20 protein-coding genes are annotated in these 25,341 nt (G+C 35.1%); 6 read left to right on the top strand and 14 right to left on the bottom strand.

What is annotated here, in order from left to right; translation table 11 throughout:
- Positions 1–2: 2 nt before the first annotated feature.
- Complete coding sequence (locus MR053_RS01935) at positions 3–716, bottom strand: DUF6503 family protein (protein ID WP_242130803.1); 714 nt, start codon at positions 714–716, stop codon at positions 3–5.
- Positions 717–775: 59 nt separating this feature from the next.
- The gene (gene aspS, locus MR053_RS01930) at positions 776–2,530 is read right to left on the bottom strand and encodes an aspartate--tRNA ligase (RefSeq protein WP_242130802.1); all 1,755 of its coding nucleotides are present in this window, start codon (positions 2,528–2,530) and stop codon (positions 776–778) included.
- A 171-nt stretch (positions 2,531–2,701) separates the two neighbouring features.
- Here aspS and MR053_RS01925 point away from each other — a divergent pair, with 171 nt between their 5' ends.
- The gene (locus MR053_RS01925; protein WP_242130801.1) at positions 2,702–5,281 is read left to right on the top strand and encodes a carboxylesterase family protein; all 2,580 of its coding nucleotides are present in this window, start codon (positions 2,702–2,704) and stop codon (positions 5,279–5,281) included.
- A 63-nt stretch (positions 5,282–5,344) separates the two neighbouring features.
- On the opposite strand, the gene MR053_RS01920 is transcribed toward MR053_RS01925, so the two are convergent.
- The 4 genes from MR053_RS01920 to MR053_RS01905 are packed head-to-tail and all read right to left on the bottom strand — an operon-like array spanning position 5,345 to position 11,979.
- Positions 5,345–8,857 carry an efflux RND transporter permease subunit gene (locus tag MR053_RS01920; protein ID WP_242130800.1) on the bottom strand — a complete coding sequence of 1,171 codons (3,513 nt, stop codon included), beginning with the start codon at positions 8,855–8,857 and terminating at the stop codon, positions 5,345–5,347.
- Positions 8,858–8,871: 14 nt separating this feature from the next.
- A complete protein-coding gene (locus MR053_RS01915; protein ID WP_242130799.1) occupies positions 8,872–10,038 on the bottom strand; it encodes an efflux RND transporter periplasmic adaptor subunit in 1,167 nt (388 codons plus the stop codon).
- 2 nt (positions 10,039–10,040) lie between these two features.
- Positions 10,041–11,366, bottom strand: coding sequence for a TolC family protein (locus MR053_RS01910; protein WP_223551350.1), 1,326 nt, complete (start codon positions 11,364–11,366; stop codon positions 10,041–10,043).
- A 10-nt stretch (positions 11,367–11,376) separates the two neighbouring features.
- Entirely contained in the window at positions 11,377–11,979 is a 603-nt protein-coding gene (locus MR053_RS01905) for a TetR/AcrR family transcriptional regulator (RefSeq protein ID WP_223551351.1), read from the bottom strand.
- Between the two features lie 124 nt (positions 11,980–12,103).
- Between MR053_RS01905 and MR053_RS01900 the strand changes: the two genes are divergently transcribed.
- Genes MR053_RS01900 through ric form a run of 4 tightly spaced genes read left to right on the top strand, consistent with a single transcriptional unit; the run spans position 12,104 to position 14,691 of the window.
- Complete coding sequence (locus MR053_RS01900; protein ID WP_242130798.1) at positions 12,104–13,078, top strand: polyprenyl synthetase family protein; 975 nt, start codon at positions 12,104–12,106, stop codon at positions 13,076–13,078.
- The gene (locus MR053_RS01895; protein WP_242130797.1) at positions 13,078–13,428 is read left to right on the top strand and encodes a hypothetical protein; all 351 of its coding nucleotides are present in this window, start codon (positions 13,078–13,080) and stop codon (positions 13,426–13,428) included. The genes MR053_RS01900 and MR053_RS01895 overlap by 1 nt, the downstream gene beginning before the upstream one ends.
- Positions 13,429–13,474: 46 nt before the next feature.
- Positions 13,475–13,909 carry an RrF2 family transcriptional regulator gene (locus MR053_RS01890; RefSeq protein ID WP_242130796.1) on the top strand — a complete coding sequence of 145 codons (435 nt, stop codon included), beginning with the start codon at positions 13,475–13,477 and terminating at the stop codon, positions 13,907–13,909.
- Between the two features lie 50 nt (positions 13,910–13,959).
- The gene (gene ric / locus MR053_RS01885) at positions 13,960–14,691 is read left to right on the top strand and encodes an iron-sulfur cluster repair di-iron protein (RefSeq protein WP_242130795.1); all 732 of its coding nucleotides are present in this window, start codon (positions 13,960–13,962) and stop codon (positions 14,689–14,691) included.
- Between the two features lie 92 nt (positions 14,692–14,783).
- Here ric and MR053_RS01880 read toward each other — a convergent pair whose 3' ends face one another.
- The 8 genes from MR053_RS01880 to MR053_RS01845 all read right to left on the bottom strand — a co-directional run bounded on the left by MR053_RS01880 (position 14,784) and on the right by MR053_RS01845 (position 21,873).
- Entirely contained in the window at positions 14,784–15,566 is a 783-nt protein-coding gene (locus MR053_RS01880; RefSeq protein WP_242130794.1) for an ABC transporter permease, read from the bottom strand.
- The gene (locus tag MR053_RS01875; RefSeq protein WP_242130793.1) at positions 15,559–16,266 is read right to left on the bottom strand and encodes an ABC transporter ATP-binding protein; all 708 of its coding nucleotides are present in this window, start codon (positions 16,264–16,266) and stop codon (positions 15,559–15,561) included. The genes MR053_RS01880 and MR053_RS01875 overlap by 8 nt, the downstream gene beginning before the upstream one ends.
- Entirely contained in the window at positions 16,260–17,495 is a 1,236-nt protein-coding gene (locus MR053_RS01870) for a nitrous oxide reductase family maturation protein NosD (RefSeq protein ID WP_242130792.1), read from the bottom strand. The genes MR053_RS01875 and MR053_RS01870 overlap by 7 nt, the downstream gene beginning before the upstream one ends.
- 105 nt (positions 17,496–17,600) lie before the next feature.
- Positions 17,601–18,038, bottom strand: coding sequence for a nitrous oxide reductase accessory protein NosL (locus MR053_RS01865; protein ID WP_242130791.1), 438 nt, complete (start codon positions 18,036–18,038; stop codon positions 17,601–17,603).
- A gap of 31 nt (positions 18,039–18,069) precedes the next feature.
- Positions 18,070–18,663: a hypothetical protein gene (locus tag MR053_RS01860; protein ID WP_242130790.1), complete on the bottom strand. Its 594-nt coding sequence runs from the start codon at positions 18,661–18,663 to the stop codon at positions 18,070–18,072.
- Between the two features lie 116 nt (positions 18,664–18,779).
- On the bottom strand, positions 18,780–20,744 hold the full coding sequence (nosZ, locus tag MR053_RS01855) for a Sec-dependent nitrous-oxide reductase (protein ID WP_242130789.1): 1,965 nt from the start codon (positions 20,742–20,744) through the stop codon (positions 18,780–18,782).
- A gap of 29 nt (positions 20,745–20,773) precedes the next feature.
- Complete coding sequence (locus MR053_RS01850) at positions 20,774–21,349, bottom strand: fasciclin domain-containing protein (RefSeq protein WP_242130788.1); 576 nt, start codon at positions 21,347–21,349, stop codon at positions 20,774–20,776.
- Positions 21,350–21,372: 23 nt separating this feature from the next.
- Positions 21,373–21,873 (bottom strand): c-type cytochrome, encoded by a 501-nt coding sequence (locus MR053_RS01845; RefSeq protein WP_242130787.1) that lies wholly within the window; start codon positions 21,871–21,873, stop codon positions 21,373–21,375.
- 709 nt (positions 21,874–22,582) lie between these two features.
- Between MR053_RS01845 and MR053_RS01840 the strand changes: the two genes are divergently transcribed.
- Positions 22,583–25,327, top strand: coding sequence for a 2-oxoglutarate dehydrogenase E1 component (locus tag MR053_RS01840; protein WP_242130786.1), 2,745 nt, complete (start codon positions 22,583–22,585; stop codon positions 25,325–25,327).
- The last annotated feature ends 14 nt before the right edge of the window (positions 25,328–25,341 follow it).

Raw genomic sequence — 25,341 nt, 5'->3', positions numbered from 1 at the left:
TGTTATTGTTTAGAAGATTTTAAAATATCAGTGCCTAAATGCTTGTCATCTTTGTTTGTGTACCAAACTCTAATTTTTGGCATTTTTATATCGTTAATAGTTTCTTCACCTCTTAATAAAATGTATTCGCCATCATTTTTGGATTCATCATGGTAAAATTGATAGACTTCCATATTATAAGCGTGCTTATCAAAGTAAAAATACCAAGTGTCTTTCCCCACTTCTTTCTCATAAGTAACTTTTAAAACCCAATAGGTTTTGCCTTTAAATGTTTTCTCTTCAACCGTATCGTGTATTATGGTGCCCGGATCGTTTAATTTCATGGGCAACCCATATAAATAAGTGTAATAGTTTTTATAGAGCGATGCCCTGGCCTTGCTTAAATTGTTTTGTTTTAAAATGTCTTCTGAAGGATTTTTATTCCCGTTAAAAACAATAGTAATACTGTCTTTATTTATAATATATTCTGAAGTGTTATCTTCAATAGTTGATTTTACTGAAAAGAATTGATTTGGCAAATCAATAAAAATGGCACTGTCCCTATTGGGTTTGTTGGGTGTTTCCATTGTGATGGACAAGTGCCCTTGAAAGGTGTTCCAATTTCCATTGGGGTCGTGGTATTGAACTGCCTTTTCCAATAGCTGTTTACCGGTAAGATTTTGGCTATAGGTGTATGATGAAAATAATAATACAGTAACAAGAAGTAGATTTTTCACCTGTAATAGATTAATCATTTAAAAGTAATAAAAAATCCTGCATAGCGCAGGATTTGAAATTATGATTTTAAGTTAAGTTTTAAACTTAGCTCTTCAAGTTGATCATCATCAATAGGTGCAGGTGCATCGATCATAACATCACGCCCAGCGTTATTTTTAGGGAATGCGATAAAATCACGAATGGTTTCCTGTCCGCCCAAAATCGCTACCAATCTATCCAATCCAAAGGCCAAACCACCATGTGGCGGTGCGCCATATTGAAACGCATCCATTAAAAAGCCGAATTGAGCCTTAGCTTCTTCTGGTGTAAATCCTAGGTAATCGAACATTAAGGATTGTGTGGCTTTGTCATGTATTCTTATGGAACCACCACCAATTTCGTTACCATTAAGCACTAAATCGTAAGCATTTGCCTTAACTGCGCTTGGATCTGTTTTCAACAATTCAATTTGTCCGGGTTTTGGTGAAGTAAACGGGTGGTGCATGGCATGGTAGCGTTTGGTTTCCTCATCCCATTCCAGTAAAGGGAAGTCCATAACCCAAAGTGGTGCGAATTCATCGGGTTTACGTAAGCCTAAACGCTCTGCTAATTCCATGCGCAGGGCACTTAATTGGGGACGTACTTTATGGGTGTCGCCCGAGAGTATACAAATTAAATCACCCGGTTTGGCACCTGTGATTTCTGCCCATTTAGCCAAATCATTTTGGTCGTAGAATTTATCAACAGACGATTTATACGTGCCATTCTCGTTACAGCGACAATATACCATGCCCAAAGCCCCTATTTGAGGACGCTTTACCCAATCAATTAATTGATCTATTTCTTTTCTTGTATAGCTATTGCCTCCTGGGATGGCTATACCCACAACCAGTTCGGCATTATTAAATATGCTAAAATCCTTGTGCTGTGCTACGGCATTTAGTTCTCCAAAGGTCATACCAAAACGGATGTCTGGTTTGTCGTTTCCGTAGCGCTGCATAGCTTCATCGTAAGTTATACGTGGAAACTTTTGAATGTCAACACCGTTAATTTCCTTAAGCAAATGACGTGTTAGACCTTCAAAGGCATTTAAAATATCTTCCTGCTCAATAAAAGCCATTTCACAATCTATTTGGGTAAACTCAGGCTGTCTGTCGGCACGTAGATCTTCATCCCTAAAGCATTTTACAATCTGGAAGTATTTATCCATGCCACCAACCATTAGCAATTGCTTAAAGGTTTGCGGCGATTGCGGTAAAGCGTAAAATTCGCCAGCATTCATGCGTGAAGGCACTACAAAGTCCCGTGCGCCCTCTGGTGTAGATTTTATTAAATAAGGTGTTTCAACCTCTATAAAACCTTCTTTTGAAAGGTAATTACGGACTTCTTGTGTTACTCTGTGCCTAAAAATTAAACTTTGTTTTACAGGATTTCGACGAATGTCCAAATAACGGTATTTCATACGTAATTCCTCGCCGCCATCGGTTTTGTCTTCAATTGTAAAAGGTGGTAAAATGGCTTCGTTCAAAATGTTAAGTTCTTCAACCAAAACCTCAATATCTCCAGTAGGGATATTCGGGTTTTTTGAAGCTCGTTCAATAACTTTTCCTTTAATCTGAATAACAAATTCACGACCCAGGTTTTGGGCTTGTTCCATAACTGTTTTTGAAGTACGTTCTTCATCAAAAACCAATTGGGTAATCCCGTAACGATCCCGTAAATCGACCCAAATAATAAATCCTTTGTCTCTTGATTTTTGTACCCACCCAGCTAGGGTAACTCCCTCATTTATATTTAAAGCGTTTAATTCGCCGCAATTATGACTTCTATACATGGTTTGAAATTGATGTGCAAATTTAAAGAATTACTATCTAGATAGCGTTATTTAAGGTTCTTTTTTAAGGATTAAAAAAGTTATTTGTGCTTTATTGGTTGTCGCTGGTAGAAATAATGGTTTTAAATAAAATTAAAAATTTAATTTTATCAAAAATTAAAGGAAGCACTCATGAAGTTAGTACGTATTAAAGTATTGGGAATGGTTTTGGTGGCAATGTTGTTATCGACTTTTCTAACTGCCCAACAAAAAACAGGGAATATTGTTGAATATTTTGGTAAGGAAAAAGTCAATACCATTGAAGAAGGGGAATTGTTACATGTTTTTAAAACAGGCTTGGCCTTAAAAGTCCAAAGTTTTGAGTTTAATTCATCGTCTTTTCCAAAAGATCCAGTTTATAGTAAATTTTTAATGGAACCTTATTATACGCCTAAAAAAGATGATGTTTTTGATATTGATTTTTTGGGGAACACCATGACTTGGGAAACAATTGCTGTAGATTCCACCAACACGTTTAATAATGAAAATTTACGATCTAGTTATGTGTATTTGAATTATGAATCCACTAGCGAGCGTATTGTGCTTTTTGAAGCTTCGGGTCATTCGTTGGTGTTAATTAACGGATTGCCCCATGAAGGTGATCATTACGATTTTGGATGGAATTTGATTCCATTAAAATTAAAAAAGGGGACTAACACTTTTGTTTTGAAAGTGGGTCGTTTTCCTTGGCTTCGTGCACGATTAATAGAGCCACAACAGGGTGTACAATTTACTATTAGGGATGTAACATTGCCTGATCTTTTAGTGGAAGAAGATAAAGAATATTTAGGAGCCATTAGGGTTATAAATGCTACCGATTACTGGGTTAAAAACCATCGGGTAAAAGCATTGGTTAATAATACACCATTGGAACACCATGTTATTGATATTCCGCCAATGAGTGTCTTAAAAGTGCCGTTTAAAATGGCTGGAGTAACTGATAATAATTTGCAAGGCAAACAAGATTTAAAACTAGAATTGATTGATGGTAATACACAAGTAGTCGATTCAAAGGAGATTTCCATTGAGGTGAAGTCCAAGTACGAGCACCATAAACGTACATTACTTAGCCATATTGATGGCAGTGTGCAATACTACTCTGTGGCTCCATCCAGTGATAAAAAACTCGAAAAAGGAGCTTTATTTTTATCGGTCCATGGGGCATCGGTTGAAGCAGTGAATCAGGCCAATGCTTACACAAAAAAGGACTGGGGAAATATTATTGCACCAACCAATAGACGTCCGTTTGGATTTGCTTGGGAAGATTGGGGCCGATTGGATGCTTTGGAAGTACTGGCTGATGCAAAATCTATTTATACACCAAACCCAAGTAAAATTTATTTAACGGGGCATTCTATGGGTGGCCATGGTACCTGGTATTTAGGCGCGACTTATCCAGATTATTTTGCGGCCATTGCACCTTGTGCAGGATATCCAGATTTGTTGCTGTATAGAGATAGTTTTTTAAAGCGGATGCTTGAAGGAGACGAAGAACGATTGTTGCGTTTTGGTATGACACCTAAGGTAATTGAACGTTTGAAAATAGGCTATATTAAGACCCCTGTAGAAACTATGATTGAACGTGCAGGTACCCCAAGTCGAACATTAAAACTTATACGTAACTATTTGCATCATGGTGTTTATATATTACATGGTGAAAAGGATAATGTAGTACCCACCTATTTGGCACAGGATATGCGAGAGCGTTTGGGTAAGTTTCATCCCGATTTCACCTATTACGAATACCCGGGGGGTGAGCATTGGTATGGCAACCATAGTATGGATTGGGAGCCTATTTTTAACCTTTTTAAGGCTCGTACCATACCTAACGACCAAGACCTTAATACTCTTGAGTTTTATACGGGCTCACCAGGTGTATCAGCAAAATCGCATTTTATTACCATTCATCAGCAGGAACAACCTTTTCAATTGAGTTCGTTTAAGTTTTCAAAAGAGGATCAGTATAGCATAAAAACTAATAATGTTTCTGTGATTGAAGTTGATTTTGAAAAATTAAACCATAAGATTGAAGGGCTCCTCATTGATGATAGTCAATTCAAACTCACCAAAAAAGAAAGATTGTTTTTTAAAAAAGAGAATGGTTTATGGAAGACTGTTCCTGCACCATCTTTAAAGGAGAAAGGACCACATAGAAATGGAGGGTTTAAAGATGCTTTTAGAAATAATGTTGTATTTGTTTACGCTACAAAAGGTTCTGATACTGAAAATGAATGGTATTATAATCGTGCTCGATTTGATGCAGAAACTTTTTGGTACAGAGCCAATGGTCATATTGAAGTAGTTAGAGATATTGATTTTTCCTTGAAAAAATATCCCAATCGCAATGTCGTTTTATACGGCAATGCCGATAACAATGCCGCTTGGGATGTACTTTTAAAAGATTGTCCAATACAAGTAAAGGATTACGGGGTTAATTTTAACGGAAAAATGGTATTTGGTAACCAATGGGGTATGTATTTTATAGTGCCAAGAAAAGATAGTGATAAAGCAAGTGTTGGCGTTGTAACCGCTACCGGAAGTAAAGGCATGAAAGCGGCCTATATGAACCATTATTTGGTGAACGGTACTACTTTTCCAGATGTTTTATTGTTTGATGATTCTGTTTTGACCGAAGGTATGCGTGCCGTAAAATGTGCTGGGTTCTTTGGGAATGATTGGTCTATAGAACGTGGCGATTTTGAGTGGAAGTAAAAAAATAATATTTAATAATATAAAACCCCCAGAGACATAATAACTCTGGGGGTTTGTTAATTCCTAAAAGGATGTGCTCGAAATTTGCCTTCTTAAAAAGATTTTTCGCTTTAGTTTATTGACTAAAAAGAATAATACGGGCACTATAATTAAGGTCAAAAATGTGGCAAATATTAACCCAAAAATAACAGTCCATGCTAGGGGTCCCCAGAAAATAACATTATCTCCACCTATATAAATATTTGGGTCAAAGTTGTTGAACAATGAAAAGAAATCAATATTAAACCCAATGGCTAATGGAATTAATCCAAAAACGGTGGTGATGGCTGTTAACAATACTGGTCTTAAACGTGCTTTACCGCCTTTTACAATGGCCTCCTTAATGTCTTCAACGGGTAAGCGTTCGGCAACATCAATATTGTCCATTGTGGCACGTTTTCTATCTATCAATAATTGTGTATAGTCAAGCAATACAACACCATTGTTTACAACAATTCCAGCTAAGGATATAATACCCATCATGGTCATCATGATTACAAAAGACCAACCTGTTATGACCAAACCTAAGAATACCCCTGCAAAACTTAAAAAAATGGCTCCCATAATTATCGAGGGTTTAGAAACAGAGCCAAATTGGAAAACTAAAATTAGCATAATTAGGCCCAAGCCAGCTAAAAGTGCTTTGTTTAAGAAAGCCTGTTCTTTGGCTTGTTCTTCCAGTTGTCCTGTATAATCAATTTTAATATCACTGGGAAGTATGCCATACGTATCGCTATACGATTCCATTTCGGTTTTAATCTGGTCAACTATAACATTGGCATCAATAAAGCCAGGTGCCAATGCAGAATAAACGGTGACTACACGTTTATAATCACGGTGCTTTATAGAGCTGAAAGATGAGGTGTTTACCACTTTTGCAACTGCAGAAATAGGGACTTCCTTTAATTTTCCTGTGGCTTGATCCCTAAAAATAATGTTTTGATTAAAAAGGGCACTGGTGTTGTACCTAATGTCTTCATTAAAACGAACATTAATATTGTAATCTTCACCATCTTTTTTGTAAACGCCTGCTTTTGCGCCAAATATTGAGTTACGTAGTTGTTGGCCTACTTGACCTGCAGAAACGCCTAATTCTCCAGCCTTTTCACGGTCAATATCGACTCTGGTTACAGGTTTTCCACGGTTTACATCAATTTTTAATTGGTCAATACCTGGTACATTTTTACTGTCAATAAACTTTTTGATGTTTTCTGCAACTGTAATTAATTGATTATAATCCTGGCCTTCAATTTCTATATTTATAGGATAACCCGTTGGTGGACCTACGGGATCTTTTTCAACCGATATGGATACCCCTGGATAAATACCTTTTAAAGCGCTTTGAATGTCTTTACGCAATTCTTCACTATCAATAATATTGTTGTTAGCATCCCTTCTAAATTTAAACTCACGCATTGTGGCAGTAATTTTACCTCTGTTGGGCATTTCTGCAGCAGAGCCACCATCGGTAAACGGGTTTCCGGCACCTTCGCCTACTTGGGATACCACAGATTCTACCAAGAAATTTTTACTATCGTCATTAGAGTTTGTGTATTTCTCGCTTCTTATAATACTATAAACCCTGTTCTCTATATCCTTGGTAATCTTATTGGTTTTTTCAATGGCTGTTCCTTCAGGGTATTCAATATACACTACAATTTGCTTGGGCGTGTTGTCTGGAAAAAATTCAATGTTGGTTCTTTGGCTGGCAATGGACATTCCGAAAGCCATAAATGAAATGATAAGAATAAGTACAGTTCCTCCAACATACACATAAGGCATTTTTCCTCTTAAAGCATTTCTTAATTGTTTTTCATATAGGTTTTCTAAGCGTGGTAAAAATTGGTCTTTAAAAGTATGTGTTAATCCTTTTATGATGTATTTATAACCCCAAAGCAATACGGAACTAAAGATGAGTAATGTACCTAGACCGTGATATGTGCCACCAATAAAATAGATAATTAGTCCTAGTACTACAAATACAATAGTGATTTTTATTAAGTTCTTTATTGGCATTTCTTCTTCTTCAATTTTCATAAATTGTGAAACCATAACAGAGTTGATAAAAACGGCTACAAACAACGAAGACCCTAAAACTATGGATAATGTAATGGGGAAATAAATCATGAATTCTCCCATCATACCTGGCCACATCCCCAATGGAATAAATGCTGCAACCGTTGTTAGGGTTGAAATGATTATTGGCATGGCAATTTCACCAATCCCTTTTTTGGCCGCCTCTATACGATTCATGCCTTCTTCTTCCATTAAACGATAAACGTTTTCTACTAACACGATACCATTGTCAACCAACATACCTAATCCCATGATTAATCCAAAAAGAATCATGGTATTCATGGTGTAGCCTAATATCTGTACAATCATAAATGCCATGACCATAGACATAGGTATGGCAAAACCAACAAACAGGGCGTTTCTAAACCCAAGGAAAAACATTAAAACGGTTGTTACTAGTATAATCCCAAAAATGATGTTGTTTACTAAATCGTCAACTTGATTTAAGGTAATTTGTGACTGGTCGTTAGCTGCGGTTATTTTTACATCCTTTGGAATAGCATTTGTTTCTTGCGATGCTTTTATGATTTTGTAAATGGCTTCTGTTGCGGCTACCATATTTTTCCCAGCGCGTTTTTTTACATCTAGCATCACTACATTTTTTCCAAAATCACGGGCAAAAGTGGTGTGATCTTCATCAATAAAAGAGACTGTTGCAATATCACGTAAGTACACAGCTCCATTATCTGATTTTACCACAAAATTTTCGAGTTGTTTTGGGCTGTCTATTTCGCCAATTACCCTAACGGTTCTGCGTTGGCCACTTACAATAAGATTGCCGCCACTCATGGTAATATTACCATTTTGAATGGCAGATATAACATCGTTAAAGCTTACTTTGGCCGCCATCATTTTGTAGATGTCTACTGCTATTTCAACTTCTTTTTCTTGGGCTCCTCGTATATCGGCAGCTTTAATTTCTTCTAAATCTTCAATATCGTCTTGAAGAATTTCTGCAAATGCCTTTAGCTTGTCAACCGGATAATCACCAGTTAAATTAATGTTTAGAATAGGCATTTCTTCAGAGAAATTAAGATCAAAAACATTGGGTTCTACTTTGGCACCATTAAAAGTTGGCCAATCTTCAGACGCTTTTTCACTGTCTACTTCATCTTTTACTTTTTGTCTGGCAGCTTCAACGGTAATATTCTCATCAAATTCAACGATAATCATTCCGTAGTCCTCTTGTGATGTTGAAAGTACTTCGGTTACATTGCTTATATTCTTTATGCGGTCTTCAAGCGGATCCACTATAAGTTTTTCAATGTCTTCTGCCGTATTCCCTGGATAAGGTGTACTAATGTAAATTTTAGTTTCTTTTACTTCTGGAAAGCTTTCGCGAGGTAAACTAAAGTAAGCTGAAATTCCCATGAAGAGGAAGATGGCCACAATTACATAAATAACCGTTTTATTGTTTATAGCCCATGATGAGGGTTTAAATTCTTTATATAGCTTGCTCATTAGTCTTTGGTTTTTTAGTTTGAAATCTCAACTTCTTGCTCGTCTTGAACGCTTCTTGCACCATCTTTAATCACAAAATCTCCAGCATTTAAGCCTGTTAGGACTTCAATAAAATCGCCTTGCGTTTTACCAGTAGTAATAATAACTTTTTTAGCTTTGCCAATATTATTTTTGACACTACTATCAACCACAAAGACATACTGCTCCCCTAAACTGTTCTCTGAAATGATATTTTGGGGAATTAATATTGCCTTAGGGTTTGTGTAATCATTAATTTTAAGTTTACTGGTTAAATTAGGTTTGATATCGCCATCTTTATTTGGCACACCTACTTCAATTTTAAAAGCTCTGTTATTTGGATTTATAAAATTTCCAACTTGACGAATAGAGGTTATAATTGTTTTTCCCAAAACCGGAAAGCTAACTTCTACTTTTTTGCCTTTTGTTACATTTGGCAAATGTGTTTCTGGGACTTCTGCCTCAATGTACATATTGTCTAAATTAACAATTCTTAATAGAGGAGATTGTCCTGGAGCCACAACACTTCCTTGTTCGGTAATAACATCGTCAATAATACCTGAGAAAGGTGCCTTTACAAAAGTTTTTTCCAATTGAGATTGTAATTGTTTTACAACATCCTGCGCTGCTTTAAATGTGGTTTCGGCTTGTAAAAACTGAATTTCTGAACCAATTTTTTGCTCCCATAAACGTTTTTGGCGTTCATAAGTTGTTTTAGCTAAAGCCTCCTGTGTTTTAGCTTGAGACAGTTGCCGACCTAAACCTCCATCATCAATTTTTGCTAAAGTTTGTCCTTTATTTACTTTTTGACCTTCTTTTACATAAACGTGTGTTAATGTACCAGCAAACTCTGGATATAATAAAATGTTTTGTTTTGTTTTTACGCTGCCTTGAACTTCTAGAAAGTGATTAAATTCTACTTTTTCAATTGTTATAGTGGTAATCAGTGGCAATACTTTTTTATTGTTAAGTTTATCTAATTCAGCTTCTATTTTTTCTAAATCTGTAGCTATCTGTTGTTGTTGTTGTTTTAATTCAGTTCGTTTAGTTTCAATAGCAGTTTTGTCTTTAGAAGCAATAATGTCTTCAACCGATTTTTTACTAGTGTCTCCACAAGACGATAAAATAATGGTGCTTAAAAGAGTTATGTATATATATTTCATGATTATTTATTGTTTAAATTTAATAAGTTAGTTAATGCTGCCTTTTTATTGATAACGTCTATAATGGATTGCAAATATTCTTGCTGACTGGTGTAAAGCTGCATTTGGGCTTGTCTTAAATCAAAGCTACTAGCGACACCCTCTTTATACTTAACAGTGTTCTTTCTTTCTATTTTCTCAGCTAAGGCCAAGTTCTTTTTCTTGTTTGCATAGGTGTCTATGGCTAAAGTATATTCACTTTTAGCATTTTTATAGTCGATTTCTAACTTCTGCTCGGTGAGCGACAAGTTGTTTTTTGCTTTGTCCCATTCAATTTTGGCTCTTTGCCGTCTGGCTTTACCCGCAAAGGAGCTAAAAACGGGAACAGTTAATTTAAAGCCTCCTACAGTTGTAAATAGCCAGTCTTGCTCAGGTTTAAAATAATTAGAAAAGGAATTACTATAGCCTAGATAGCTAGAGGATACAAATGCGTTAAGCTTAGGTAATTGTTCAGATTTTTCAAGTTTATATTGCAAGCTTTTACTAACCGATTCATTTGCAGCAATTTTATAGTCTATGATATTTTCGATAGAGTAAGTATTACTAATAAGGTCTAACGAAATATTTTCCGTTATTAAATCCTCTAAAGAATCTGTAAGTTCTATTGATATGTTTGGGTCTAAACCTAGCAGAATTTTTACATAGCCTTTCGATATATCGTATAAGGTTTCTAAATTTTTAAGATTAATTTCTAGACTAGATAATGTTAATTGCAGTTGTTCAACATTTTCCTCTTCGGTTAGACCATTTTCATATATTTTAGTGGTCTCATATAAGTTAGTTTTAAGGACATTAATGTTGCTTTTGGTTATTTCTATACTTTCTTTAGTTAAGAGGGCATTATTGTATGCGTTAACAACCATGTTTTCTACTTCGTTTGAGGTTTTATCCTTGGCGTTTTGGGAAATTTCCAAAAACACTTTGTTGGATTGTAACCCTACTATATAACCACCGTCAAAGAGTAACTGGTTTAAAGTTACTGCAGGTGTCAAATTATGCTTTGGAAACATAAACCTAAATGGGCTGTCCTCTGGGAACATGTCTATATCAAAAGGTGTTTTGATGTTTATGGAGTAATCAATAGTTCCATTTATTTGGGGCAATCCGCGAGCCGTAGTTTCCCAAACCTGCTGTTTTGCTGCAAGAATGCTGAGGTCGGCATTTTTGATGTTGGTATTATTTTTTAAGGCGTAATTTATAGCTTCTTGTAAGGAGAAACTGTAATTTTCTTGGGCGTAGGTATGTACTGTAATTAGTAATCCGAAAATAATAATCAATCGGTTTTTCATTTTTTTTATGTTAAGTCGGTGTGTTTATAAATTGGTTCAATGTTTCGAGACCTGTTTTGCTGCAAATGCCTCTTAAATGGTATTCAATAAAGTAGTCCATAAGGACGTTCATTGAAAAATACTTTAGGGGAAATAAGTCTTTGTCTTTTATTGCCATCATGGAATTAAAATAGATTCTGGATATAAATTCTATATTAACAGTTTCTCTATACAAACCCTGAGCAATACCACGTTCTAAGTTTGTTTTTACACAACCCTGCATCACTTCAAATTGCTTTTGTTTTAATGTTGAAAAGATAATAGGATAATATTTTTGAAGCTGGTATTGTGGTGAGGACTTTTCATCCTTTAGGTTATTCATCACAAAATGTTTGATATCGTAAATTTCTTCAATGGGGTTCTTTTCCAAAGCACAAATACAATTAATGCCATTTGAAATATTCTCGAAAACATACATTACTGTAGCTTCTACCAATTTAGTTTTATTATCGTAATGTTGATAAATAGTTTTTTTTGAAATGCCTAAAGTATTGGCAATGTCATCCATAGTAACGCTCTTAAATCCATAATTTAAGAACATCTCTCCTGCAAGTTGTAGTATTTTATCTCTCATGATTGTATGCAAAATTACAATAGGAAACTTAAAAAACAAAAAAAGTTTCCTAAGTTTTACAATTATTTAACACATATTTTATATCATAATGAGTTCATTCCCTTTTTTAATTTATTTTTACCACATGTTATCAGTAGAAGAATACCATCAGCATTTTGTTACATACTTAAAGGATTATGCTGTAACAAAAGAGCCTAAAAATCTTTACCAGCCTATACATTATATATTAAACTTAGGGGGTAAACGATTAAGGCCGGTTTTAACACTAATGGCGGCAGATATTTTTAATAGTCATTATAAAGAGGCTTTAAATGCAGCTTTAAGTATAGAGGTGTTTCATAATTTTTCTTTAGTACATGATGATATAATGGACGAAGCCCCTTTGCGTCGTGGACAACTTACGGTGCATGAGAAATGGGATATTAATACGGGGATTTTGTCGGGCGATGCTATGCTTATTATGGCCTATCAGTTATTCGAAAATTACCCGCCACAGACCTTTCGTGCTTTAATACAGTTGTTTAGTAAGACAGCTTTGGAAGTTTGTGAAGGGCAACAATACGATATTGATTTTGAGACTCGAGACAATGTTACCATTCCTGAATATTTAAAAATGATAGAATACAAAACGGCTGTTTTGGTGGGGACGTCACTTAAAATGGGAGCCATTGTTGCTAACGCTTCGATTGAAGACCAAAACGGTATTTACGAATTTGGTAAAAATCTTGGGATTGCCTTTCAGCTGCAAGACGATTATCTGGATGCATTTGGTGACCCGAAAACCTTTGGGAAACAGATAGGGGGTGATATTATTGAAAACAAAAAGACCTATTTGTATCTAAAGGCACTGGAATTTTCCAATGATACCGATCAATTAGCATTACGTGAATTATTCGCTTCCAATCCAGAAGATCTTTCAGCCAAAGTAAAAACAGCAAAACAGCATTTTGAATCATCTGGTGCGACAGAAGCCACTCTCAAAGCGATAGAACACTATACAAATAAGTCTTTTATGATTTTGGAGACTCTACAAATTTCTGAAGAGAAAAAGCAATTATTGAAAACTTTTGGAACTCAATTAATGTATAGAGCTGTTTAATGCAATTACCTACTAATTTTGAAGCGTTAATTAAACAAGCCGATGCATTGGACTTGTACAAAAAATTAATTTTACAACTTAATAAAGATTTTCTTTTGGCTAACATTGATTTAGCATTTCATGAAGCTATCGAACCATTTAGCCTTAAGTTGTTACTTCATGAAATGGTTTACAAGCTCATACAGGAAAGATTTTCAGATTACCTTAATTTGCTTTACATTATAGATGTGCCTGAAACAGAGATTAAAGCTTTAGATGGTTCTTTAGACGCTGTAAAACTGTCTGAAGACGTTGCTTTTTTAATTTTAAAACGAGAATGGCAGAAAGTGTGGTTTAGACACCAATATTAATTAAGAGTAATTTGTCTTAAATTAATTTTTGTTTTAAATTTGTGGTATGTTTTCAAAAGCTTGTGAATATGGTATAAAAGCGATTATTTTCATTGCTATAAAATCGAATGAAGGTATACGTGTAAGCCCAAAAGAAATAGCAAAGGAAATTGACTCGCCAGAAGCTTTTACCGCCAAGATTTTGCAGGCATTGGCTAAGAACAATGTGGTAAATTCCATCAAGGGTGCTTATGGTGGTTTTGAGATAGCTAAAAGTCAATTGCCACTTATTAAGCTAGCAGATATTGTTGACGCGATAGATGGCGATTCTATTTACAAGGGCTGGGGACTTGGGCTAAAGGCATGTGACGAAAACCATCCATGTCCGGTACATGACAAGTTTAAATCCATTCGAGAAGGCTTACGGGAGATGTTGGAGCATACCACTTTAGAAGAATTAGCGTTTAATATAAAATCGGGCGCCTCATTTTTAAAGGTTTAAAAAAATTTACAACCAAAAAAGACAAAATTATCCGAAATAAATAATTAGTTATGATTACATTACAAAACAATTCAAAAAAACAAATAGGACAATTTGTTGCCGAAGATTTTAGAACAGCAGCAGTTTTTTCAAAACATAACATTGACTTTTGCTGTAAGGGAGACCGTACCTTAGAGGAAGTTTGTAAAAAAAAGGGAATAGACACCGATGCTTTATTGGACGAACTGCATAATGTTTTAAACAGCAACACCGATCAGTCCATAGATTATAAATCTTGGCCTTTGGATTTGTTAATAGATTATATTGAAAAGAAACACCACCGTTATGTTGAAGAAAAGATTCCTGTTCTGCTTCAGTTTTTAAATAAGCTGTGCCAGGTTCATGGCGAACGTCATCCTGAATTATTACAGATTAATGAGCTGTTTAAGGCATCGGCAGGCGAGTTGGCAGCACATATGAAGAAAGAGGAACTCATTTTATTTCCATTCGTGAAAAAGATGGTGAATACCAAATTAGGTCTTTGTGCGATTGATTCACCTGGATTCGGTACCGTTGAAAACCCTATAGCCATGATGAAGCATGAACATGAAAACGAAGGTGAACGCTTCAGGCAAATAGCCAATCTAAGTAACAATTATAATCCACCGGAAGATGCTTGTAACACCTATAGAGTAACTTATGCTATGTTGTGTGAGTTTGAAAAGGATTTGCATTTACACATTCATTTAGAAAACAATATATTGTTTCCTCAAGCTATTAAGATGGAACAACAATTTGGTTAGTAATATGTAAATTTATTATATCATATTACTTTGGTTGGTTGAGTCCCTCGAATGTTAAAGCATTTGAGGGATTTATTTTTCACAAGTTCTTTTTAAAAATCTTTTTTTCTAGACTTTATTATAATTCTAATGACCGGGAATACTACCCAGATTGTCATCATCAGCGAGGATATAATAAGTCCGAAATTGGTGCCGAAGAATTTTTTAAATATAGCTCCGGTATAGCCTAGTAATGCCGATATATCTAATTTTAAAAGGATAAGGGTTCGTGATAAATCGATGGGATTCAACATAGTGCCTACTAAGGAAAGTTTATCTAAGGGGTAATCTTCAAAAAGAATTAGGGTCATTAAAAAAAAGCCATCATAAATAATAGCAAAGAATAGCCATAGAAGAATGGCGTAACCGAAGCCTTTAATTTTATTGTCTTGAGAAAGGGCAATATTAAATGCTAAAGCTGTAAATATAAAGGTTAAAAATGTCCCAGATGTCAAGAGTAGTGAAAAATCCCAAATAGCGGTAGATTGTAATAAACCATAAAAAATAAAAGGGATACCCAGTCCAAAGATTAAACTCATAGATAATGATAAGGCTACTCCTAAATATTGTCCTATAAATATAGATGCACGCTTAAGGGGCTGTGCTAATAACAATTCGGTAAATTCTTTGGAATTGTAATAGTACATAACGCCAAATATTGTACCAATTAATGGCACGAGCACTATAATTACATTCATGAGAGTAATTACTGCTTTGGAAAGGTCGTTATTTAAAAAAAGTAGAATGATTCCCAATAGCAAATAAAAAGCGAAATACACATAGCTCCATCGGCTACGCATAAGGTCAAAGAAACTATATTTTAAAATTTTAAGCATGGTTTTCAGTTAGTATTGATGCAATGGCGCGTTCGAAATCAAGTTCATTAGTTTTGTTTTTTAATTTAGATATGGTGCCCTTAAAATAAACTTGCCCATCCAATAGGAATACAATTTCATCTGAGACCTCTTCCACAAAACTCATGATATGAGAGGTGATCAATATGGTTTTTCCCTTGTCTTTTTCAGTTTGAATGAGCTCTTTTAATTGGATTAGGCTAATGGGGTCTAATCCCGTTGTGGGTTCATCTAAAATAATTAAAGGACTTTCGAACATAAAAGTAAGTACAATATTCACTTTTTGTTTGGTGCCACCTGAAAGGTTACCCAATTTTTTATCTAAAAAGGGTTCCAATTTAAAGCGGTTAATAAGTTCTATATCGGTTTTAGTATCTCCCCGCAAATCCTTAATCATTTTAATGAGCTCTTTAACCTTTAAGTTATTTGGAAAATTAGCAATTTGAGGCAAATAATCGATTTGGTGACGATATACCGAGTCATGCTTTATGTCTTTGTCAAGAACAGTAATTTTTCCCTTATTGGGAATAACCATACCCAAAATGGTTTTAATAAGTGTGGTTTTACCAGAACCATTTGGCCCCAAAATAGCAAATATGCCACCTCCCTTTATCTCAAGGTTTACACCACTTAATACCGTGTTTTTATTAAATGTTTTATGTAAATTTGTTATGCTTACCATTGTATTTTTTTTGTTACAGGGTTATTGTCCAACAGATTATCAGGAGTAAAAACGGGAGAAACTTTTTCTGAAAAATCAATAACATCTATAAATAGGCTACGAAGCAATATAATAGTTTCAGGTGTTCGGTTTACAATGTACGAAAACAACTTTACTGGTCGGTATGGGACATCGCCCACACCGTCTTTATTTAAGTCATAGCCTGTATAATTGCTCCAATAGTTTCTGTTGAATATATTATCATTTACCTTGCTGTTATAGGCAATATCAAAAGAGTTGTATAAAAAATTGTTTTCTAAAAATTGATTGGTATAACAAGCTCCACGAACTTTAATGGCCCAACCATTATTGCTAAAATTGTTGTGTTTATACAAAATCCTATTGGAACCCTCTATATTAATTCCTATGGTGTTTTCCATAAAGGTATTACCAATAATTTCAGCATCGTTAATTTCCTTTAACAACATACCGTAAGACGCGGTACCCCAATTCTCTTTAAAGAGATTATTGTACATTTTTATGTTTTTGGAAAACATCACGGCTACACCGGCTCCGTTATTTTTAAAGGTATTATTTTGATAAATATCGTTATTAGAAAACATGAAATGCAGGCCGTAGCGCAAATTTTCGGTGCTTACATTATTTTTAATAAGGCAATTGTTGGCAAATTCTAGGTAAATACCATCACGTACATACTGAATATGGTTATATTCAATTTCGATATTGTTACTATACCATAATTGAATACCGTTACCAGAGTTGTACTCTTCAACCGCATGCCCTATAATTTTGTTATTATAGATTTTTCCGTAGTTGGATTTTTCCAAATAAATACCAAAGAACAGGTTTTCCAAAATCAGATTTTTTAGGGTGAAGTGTTTGCTTCTTTTTACCCTAACAGCGGCATAATCTTCTGTGTAGCTAGTGCCTACATTGATAATGGATAAACCATTTACTGTAACACTATCTGAAGAAATGGTAATGATTTCCCCTTTTAATTCACCATCAATAATGGGGTAATCTTTTCCAATGAGAGTGAGGGGTTTCTCTATTTTAATATTGTGTTCTTTATAAGTATCTTTTTTTATGAGAATAGTATCGAAAGCATTGGCATTGGCAATTGCAGTTTTTATAGAATTGAAATCACAACTCTTACATACTTCAATGCTTTGGGGAAATATGGGACAGCTAGTAATAAGAATTAAAAAAAGAGCGATATGTGTTATCAATGGTTTCAAATTAGTATGCTAATGTCTTTAATAGATGAGCTAAAACTGTATAAAGTAACTAAATACTTTTTGAAATATAAATACTAATTAGGAAATATAGGTAGGCTATTTATTTAAATGATTAAGAAGTTCATGCCAATTGTATAGTGTACCACCATTTTTCTGTTGCACTTTTTCGGCATCGGATTTGTTTTTAAAAGCTGAAAGGAATGCTCCCATGGGACTGGGAATATTTTTACTTATTAAAAAGGTTGCCATTGTTGCATCAATAAGCACTTCTGGTTCAGTATAATTGTTAGATAGGTATAATTTAATTTCAGAAGTATCGATATCTTCCATAAAATGTACCATGCATTCGGCGGCGTCAAACTTGTACACCTTACCTTTTTGTGTGACTATCTCTGCTGCATGGACTTTATCTACAATCGTCATTTTGCAAAAATGGCAACCATCATTACCATAATCGATGGGTTTTGGGCCAGCATTACAGCCTAAAAACAGGATGGGTAATGTTAGTGTTAAATAATGTTTTAGTGTTTTCATTTTAGTGTTTTGATGTTTTTCTTCTTAGGGTTTAATCATATTTTTTTATTGCTTTTTTTCCAACAATGTATGCAAAAAAAGCAGCAAAGATGCCTATACCTAAGAAATAGGCCCCTAATCTTGGGTAAGAGTGTGCTGTGAAATTTAAAATTTGCTTTGTGCCAAATAAAGGAGGTTGAAAGCCCATTATAGATCCATCGGGATTAGTAAATTTCATAATGGCTTTTGGGTCTAAGTTGTGACCATAATCATGCTCCCAAAGATAAAAATCATAAAGTCCAGCACTGCTCAAAATAATCATTAAGATGAACCAGTATAAAAACCATTTATAATTACCTTTAAAGGCGATAATTAAACCAATAATAGTTGTAATAATTATGCCTAACGGAAAAATTTTAAATTCTGGGATGGCATCTGGGATGTACTTCATCCCTACATAGTGGTTCATTAAATTAATGTTTTTAATGTCATGCGGATTGGCATCAGAAAAATCATTAATATGGATGTACATGCCTAAAGGTGTAGGGTATTGGGGAGCTTCTAAAGTAATTTTCCATAGCGGAAATAAAAACAACCCTAATGGAAGCAATGCTGCAATTAGCATGATGATATTTGACTTTTTCATCTATTTAAGTCTAATGATTTAATTTTTTAGTGTTTCAATAGAAAGGCGAGAGCGATATTATACTCTCGCCTTTAATAGGAAAATAAACACTAAAACAAAAATTTCCCTAAGCTTTATTATTCTATATCCTCACCAAGAGACCATTTAAGAGGTGTATTGGCATTTGCAGCTGAAACGCGAACGTAACCTTGCATTTCTTGATGCAGTGCAGAACAGAAATCGGTACAATAAAATGGCCAAACCCCCACTTGTTTAGGTTCCCAAACGAAAGTTTCAGTTTGTCCTGGCATAATGAGTAACTCAGAAGTGTTGGCTCCAATTATGCTTACACCATGAGGTACATCATAATCCTGCTCTAAATTGGTAACGTGGAAATATACTTTATCGCCTACTTTTATACCTTCAATATTATCTGGAGAAAAGTGGCTGCGTATGGTTGTCATATATACATGAACAATATTTCCTTCTCTTACAACTTTAGTGTCCAATTCAGATTTTGTAGCATAAGGATGATTGTTATCCTCTAAATTGAAAATCTTTTTTGAACGGGGTTTTATTAGATCCGCAGGACATCCAGCAGCGTAGTGCGGTTCACCAACGGTTGGAAAATCTAACAGCAATTCCATTTTATCACCTGAAATATCATAAAGTTGAGCCGATTGGGTTACCTCTGGACCAGTAGGTAAATAACGGTCTTTGGTTATCTTGTTCATCGCTACTACATATTTTCCGAAAGGTTTTTGGGAGTTGCCTCCTGGGATCATTAAGTGGCCAACGGAATAGTAACAAGGTTGTCTATCCAATACCTCCCAAGTGCCTACTTTCCATTTAACAACTTCAGAAGAAATAAAGAAGGTTGTATAGGCATTACCCTGACCGTCAAATTCGGTGTGTAATGGGCCTAAACCGGGTTGCTCAACAACACCAGCCAATGAATCCTCAAAATTGATTATTGGAATACCATAGGCGTCACCAGCAAATTTTTGGTTTTCAATAGCGGCTAACATTTTAGTAAACGAATGTACTGTTAAGTTAGCTGAAAGTTTACCACTACCTACAATATATTCCCCTGTTGGATCTACGTCACAACCGTGGGGAGATTTAGGTGTAGGCATTAAATAAACTGCACCAGGAACATCCAATGGATTTACAGTAAGAACCTCTTTTTTCATGGTAGAAGTGGCCATATGGGTGCTTTCATCGTACACGTTATGAGCGTAATTTGTTGGCATCATAATACCACCTCCATTGTTTACATATTCTTCAATTTTTTTCCAATTAACAGCCGCTATGAAATCTTTGTCATTTTGTGAAGCGTTTACTTCCATAAGTGTACTGGCTTCCTCTGTGTTATAGGTTGAGAAGAAAAACCAGCCGTGTGATTTACCACGACCTGGATGTGATAAATCGTAATCGAAACCAGGCATGATTAATTGGAATTTAATATCCATATGCCCGTGTTCTGGGTCAACAGAAATAAAGGTTAGAGCCCCTTTAAAGTTTCCTTTGTAGTCTTTAATTGGCATATCTTTTTGAGGTACAGGAACAGAAAAACGGGTGCCGGCGACAACGTACTCTGTGTTTTCAGTAACGAACGACGAACTGTGGTTACCAGCACTATTGGGGACTTCAATAATTTCTGTGGTTTCAAAAGTAGATAGGTCTATTTTTGCAATACGAGGTGTATTATTTCCATTAATAAAAACCCAACGTCCATCAATAACTCCATTGGTTTGTGAAATATCGGGGTGATGTGCATCGTCCCAAGGTACAAAGCCATGTGATGTGTTCAACATAGGTTTAGTTTCTTCGTTATATCCCCATGCTTTTTCAGCATCTTGTGAGAAAACGGGAATCACTTTAAACAAACGTCCCGATGGCAAACCGTAAACAGATACTTGCCCACTAAAGCCACCTGAAATAAATGCATAGAATTCATCATGCTCACCAGGAGCAACATAAACCTTGTCTGCTACATTACCTGCCAATGCACCAGAATTGGATTGTTTGGAATTATTGCAACTTGTAAATACTATAAATACACTTAGTATTGCAACTACTGATTTAAATATATTCTTCATTGTTATATGGTTTTCTGATTATAATGTGTTTATTCGGCTGGAGGCAGTAATACTTTGTCAATAACATGAACGATACCATTACCTGCCTTAACCGAAGCAATAATATTAGCGCCAGCGATAACTGGTTTTCCGTCAATGACTTCCACATTTACGTATTGGTTATTAGCCTGTCCTAATTTTGGCAGTTTTGTTAAAATGGCAGTACTTAAATTACCAGGAGTTACATGGTACTTTAAGATATTTGCTAAAGTTTCTTTGTTTTCAGGTTTTACCAAATTTTCTACTGTGCCTTCGGGTAAAGCTGCAAAAGCAGCATCAGTTGGAGCGAAAACGGTTAGAGGTCCTACATTAACCAAAGCGTTTTCTACTTGGGCTGCTTGTACTGCCGCTACCAATGTTTTATGGTCTGGGGAGCCTATAGCAATTTGTAAGCAGTTAGGGGTAGCTTCATCATCTGTAATAAATGCCTGTCCTGTTTTGTCATCAGATTGTTTTTCAATATTACTATCTGTATTGTTCGTTGGGGCATTACTGTTATTGTTTTTGCATGAGCAAACAAATGCTAAGATTGCTAAAACAAGAAATAGCTGTTTTATTGTATTCATATTTTTTGGTTTTTTATAAGAAGTTATTTAAGTGTTCTGAAGTATTCTAGTACAGCTCTCGCTTCTTCCTGGGTCAAGTTTTGGTTTGCCATGGGAGAACCGTTAAATTCGATGAGTAATTCCTTGGCTAATGGGTCTTTTTGTACCATTTCCTCAGGATTTAAAATCATGTTCATAATCCACTCTGGGCTTCTACGTTCTAAAATGCCAGTAGGAGCAGGTCCAATGAATTTTTTATCAGCTCGGTGACATGCGGTACACATTTTTTTAAACACATCGGCACCATGGGTTGCCATCTCTTGGTCTATTTCGGAGCTTAAATCTAATGATGTAATGGGACCAACACCTTTATTATTAAGGGTTATTTTTTTTGAAGCTGGAACTGCATCTTCTTTCTTTAGGGTTTGTTCTGTAGTAGTTTTCTTTTCATAAGAAAAGCCTTCTTTCTTTTTTTCTTCCTTACCGCCACAGTTCATTAGTAATAAAGAAAATAAAATGGTCATTAGCTTTAGTGTTGATTTCATATTTGCGGTTTTAATTAAACAAAACTATAACCTTGACATTGAAAAAAATATGATAAAAATCATATTTAAGATAAAATTGTCTTTTTTTAAAAAATTGAATTAAATACAAAGGAACGCAGCTTTAAAATTTACTAGAGGATATTACAGATAATAGAACCTAGTAAAAGGCATCCATGAATTTATAAAGATGTTTTTGTTTCTGTTGTATAACATATGATAATGTTCTCATGAAGTTACATTCTACTTTTAATAGCCTGCCCCAAAATAAGAGTTGAAATACAAATATTTATCATTTGTAAAATTTGAACTAATCTCATAGGGTTTATCAACACGTTGGATTTAAACATGATACTTATAAATCATTTATAATGCATAGTAGTTGCATTATAGGCTGCACTTAAAATCACTGAATGTGGCATTTAGGCCTAGACTTCATTAAAGTTAATGTGTTTCTGGAAATTATTTTGGGGTTTTTTAAGCGAAAAGACCTTTGCTATTTAATGATAAAATTATAGACGTAATAGTGTTTTTAACAGATAATTATCTTTGGTTTTATATATGTAAATAGCCTAAGTTACTATATAAAATGAAACTGTTTTTTGGATATAGAATCACATGTTATAATTATACTAAAATCAGTATCTGATTTTGTTAAAAGTTGTATTTTTGGAAAATATTTTGACCAGGCCTAAGGCCATTAAAAATTGTAATGGATAAATTTTCATTTTTAAATGCGGCGCATACAGCATACTTTGCTGATTTATATGATCAATATTTACAAAACCCAGATAGTGTAGAACCAAGTTGGAGAGCGTTTTTTCAAGGTTACGATTTTGGTAGTGAGAGCTTTGGGTTAAATGGTGAGACTGCAGAGGCTAGTTCAACTGAGATAACCGAACATGTTCACAAAGAATTTTATGTTGTTAGGTTAATTGATGGATACAGGATGAGGGGGCACCTATTTACTAGAACTAACCCTGTGCGTGAACGAAGAAGTTATTACCCTACTTTAGATTTAGAAAATTTCAACCTATCAGAAAATGATCTAGATACCGTTTTTAGTGCCGGAGAAATTTTAGGAATTGGTGCTTCAACATTACGTGAAATTATTAAACATTTAGAGCGTATTTATTGTAGCTCCATAGGTGTGGAATATATGTATTTGCGTAATCCAGACGTTATTGGGTGGTGGCAAGACCAATTGAACAAGAATGATAACCAACCAAATTTTTCTGCGGAAACTAAAAAATATATCCTTTCAAAATTAAATCATGCAGTTACTTTTGAAAATTTTTTGCAAACCAAATATGTAGGACAAAAACGTTTTTCATTAGAAGGCGGGGAATCATTAATTCCGGCTATTAGCAATGTGCTTTTTTACTCTGTTGAAAAATATGGGGTTAAAGAATGTGTTCTGGGGATGGCACATCGTGGCAGATTGAGTACTCTTGTAAATATATTTAGGAAACCAATTAAGGAACTTTTTAGTGAGTTTGATGGTAAAGATTTTGAAGATGAAAATATAGATGGTGATGTAAAGTATCATTTAGGATTTACATTAAACAAGACCTACCAAAATGGGAAAAACATTAAGATGAATTTGGTACCCAATCCTTCACATTTAGAAACTGTCGCTCCTGTGGCCGAAGGTATTGCCCGAGCCAAAATAGATACAGATTATAATGGTGATAACTCAAAAATAGTACCCATAATAGTACATGGCGATTCGGCAATTGCTGGTCAAGGCATTGCATACGAAGTAGCACAAATGAGTCAGTTGAATGGCTATAAAACAGGTGGGACCATTCATATTGTAGTTAACAATCAGATAGGGTTTACAACCAATTATTTAGATGCGCGTTCCAGTACCTATTGTACCGATGTAGCAAAGGTCACATTATCTCCTGTTTTGCATGTTAATGCAGATGATGCCGAAGCTGTAGTGCATGCTGTAGAAATGGCATTGGAATATAGAATGCGTTTTCAAAAAGATGTTTATATAGATTTGTTGGGCTATAGAAAATATGGACATAACGAAGGAGATGAACCACGTTTTACTCAACCCAAGCTTTATAAATATATTGCAAAACACCCAAACCCATTTAAAATTTATTCTGATAAACTTATTGCAGAAGGGACTATAGACAAAGCATATTCTGATGAAATTGTAGCCGAGTTTAAAGGTACGCTAGAACGGGAATATGAAAAATCCAGACATGCCGAGTCCTCAAAAGTTAGGGAGTTTATGCAGGAACGTTGGGAAGGGTTTGAACGTAAGGGGCTCTCCGCTATGTTAGATTCTATTGAAACTTCATATCCAAAAGAAAAGTTAGAAGGGATATCGAAAGTCATTTCTACTGTTCCTAAAGGGGCTACGTTTTTAAGAAAAGCCGAGCGCATTTTGGAAGGGCGCTATAAAATGGTTTTTGAAACCGATACGTTAGATTGGGGTATGGCAGAGACCTTAGCCTATGGCAGTTTAATGGAAGAAGGTTATAATGTTCGTATATCTGGACAGGATGTAGAACGAGGAACCTTTAGCCATCGCCATGCTATCTTACGTGATGAAAAGACAGAAGAGCGAATCAACCTTTTAAATACTAACCCGAACAATAAAGGGGCGATGGATATTTATAATTCATTGTTGTCCGAATATGGTGTGCTTGGTTTCGATTACGGGTATGCTATGGCTAATCCTAACACTTTAACCATTTGGGAAGCCCAGTTTGGAGATTTTAGTAATGGAGCTCAAATTATTTTCGACCAGTATATCTCTGCAGCCGAAGATAAATGGAAATCTCAAAATGGCATTGTGGTGTTATTACCTCATGGTTATGAAGGGCAAGGGGCTGAACATTCCTCGGCAAGAATAGAGCGTTACCTGCAATTGTGTGGTAATGATAACATGATTGTTGCAGACTGTACGACGCCAGCAAACTTTTTCCATTTATTACGTCGACAAATGAAACGTGATTTCAGGAAACCACTTATTGTTTTTACGCCAAAGAGTCTTTTGCGTCACCCAAAGGCGGTATCTTCATTAAATGAATTGGCAACTGGTACTTTTGAAGAAGTTATAGACGATACTATAGGGACTAAACAAGTTAAAAAATTGGTGTTCTGTACAGGTAAATTCTATTATGATTTGTTGGCTGAAAGGGAAAAGCTAAATAGTGAAGATGTGGCTCTAGTAAGAATAGAACAATTGTTCCCTTTACATTTGGGAAAAATTCAGGAAGTGATAAACAAATACCCTAATGCAGAAGAATATGCATGGGCACAGGAAGAACCAAAAAATATGGGGGCATGGACCTACATGCTTGAACGCATGGATTTGGTAAACTTAAAAGTGTACTCAAGAGCGTTTAGTTCTGTTCCGGCACCGGGTTCAAGCACTAGGGATAGAAATAGGCAGCAACGTGTAATTGATGCCGTTTTTGATGTTTCAAAATAAGATTAACAAAATTA

Source organism: Aestuariivivens marinum (genome assembly GCF_022662175.1).
Lineage (GTDB): Bacteria > Bacteroidota > Bacteroidia > Flavobacteriales > Flavobacteriaceae > Aestuariivivens > Aestuariivivens marinum.
This window is presented reverse-complemented; position numbering and strand designations above follow the sequence as displayed.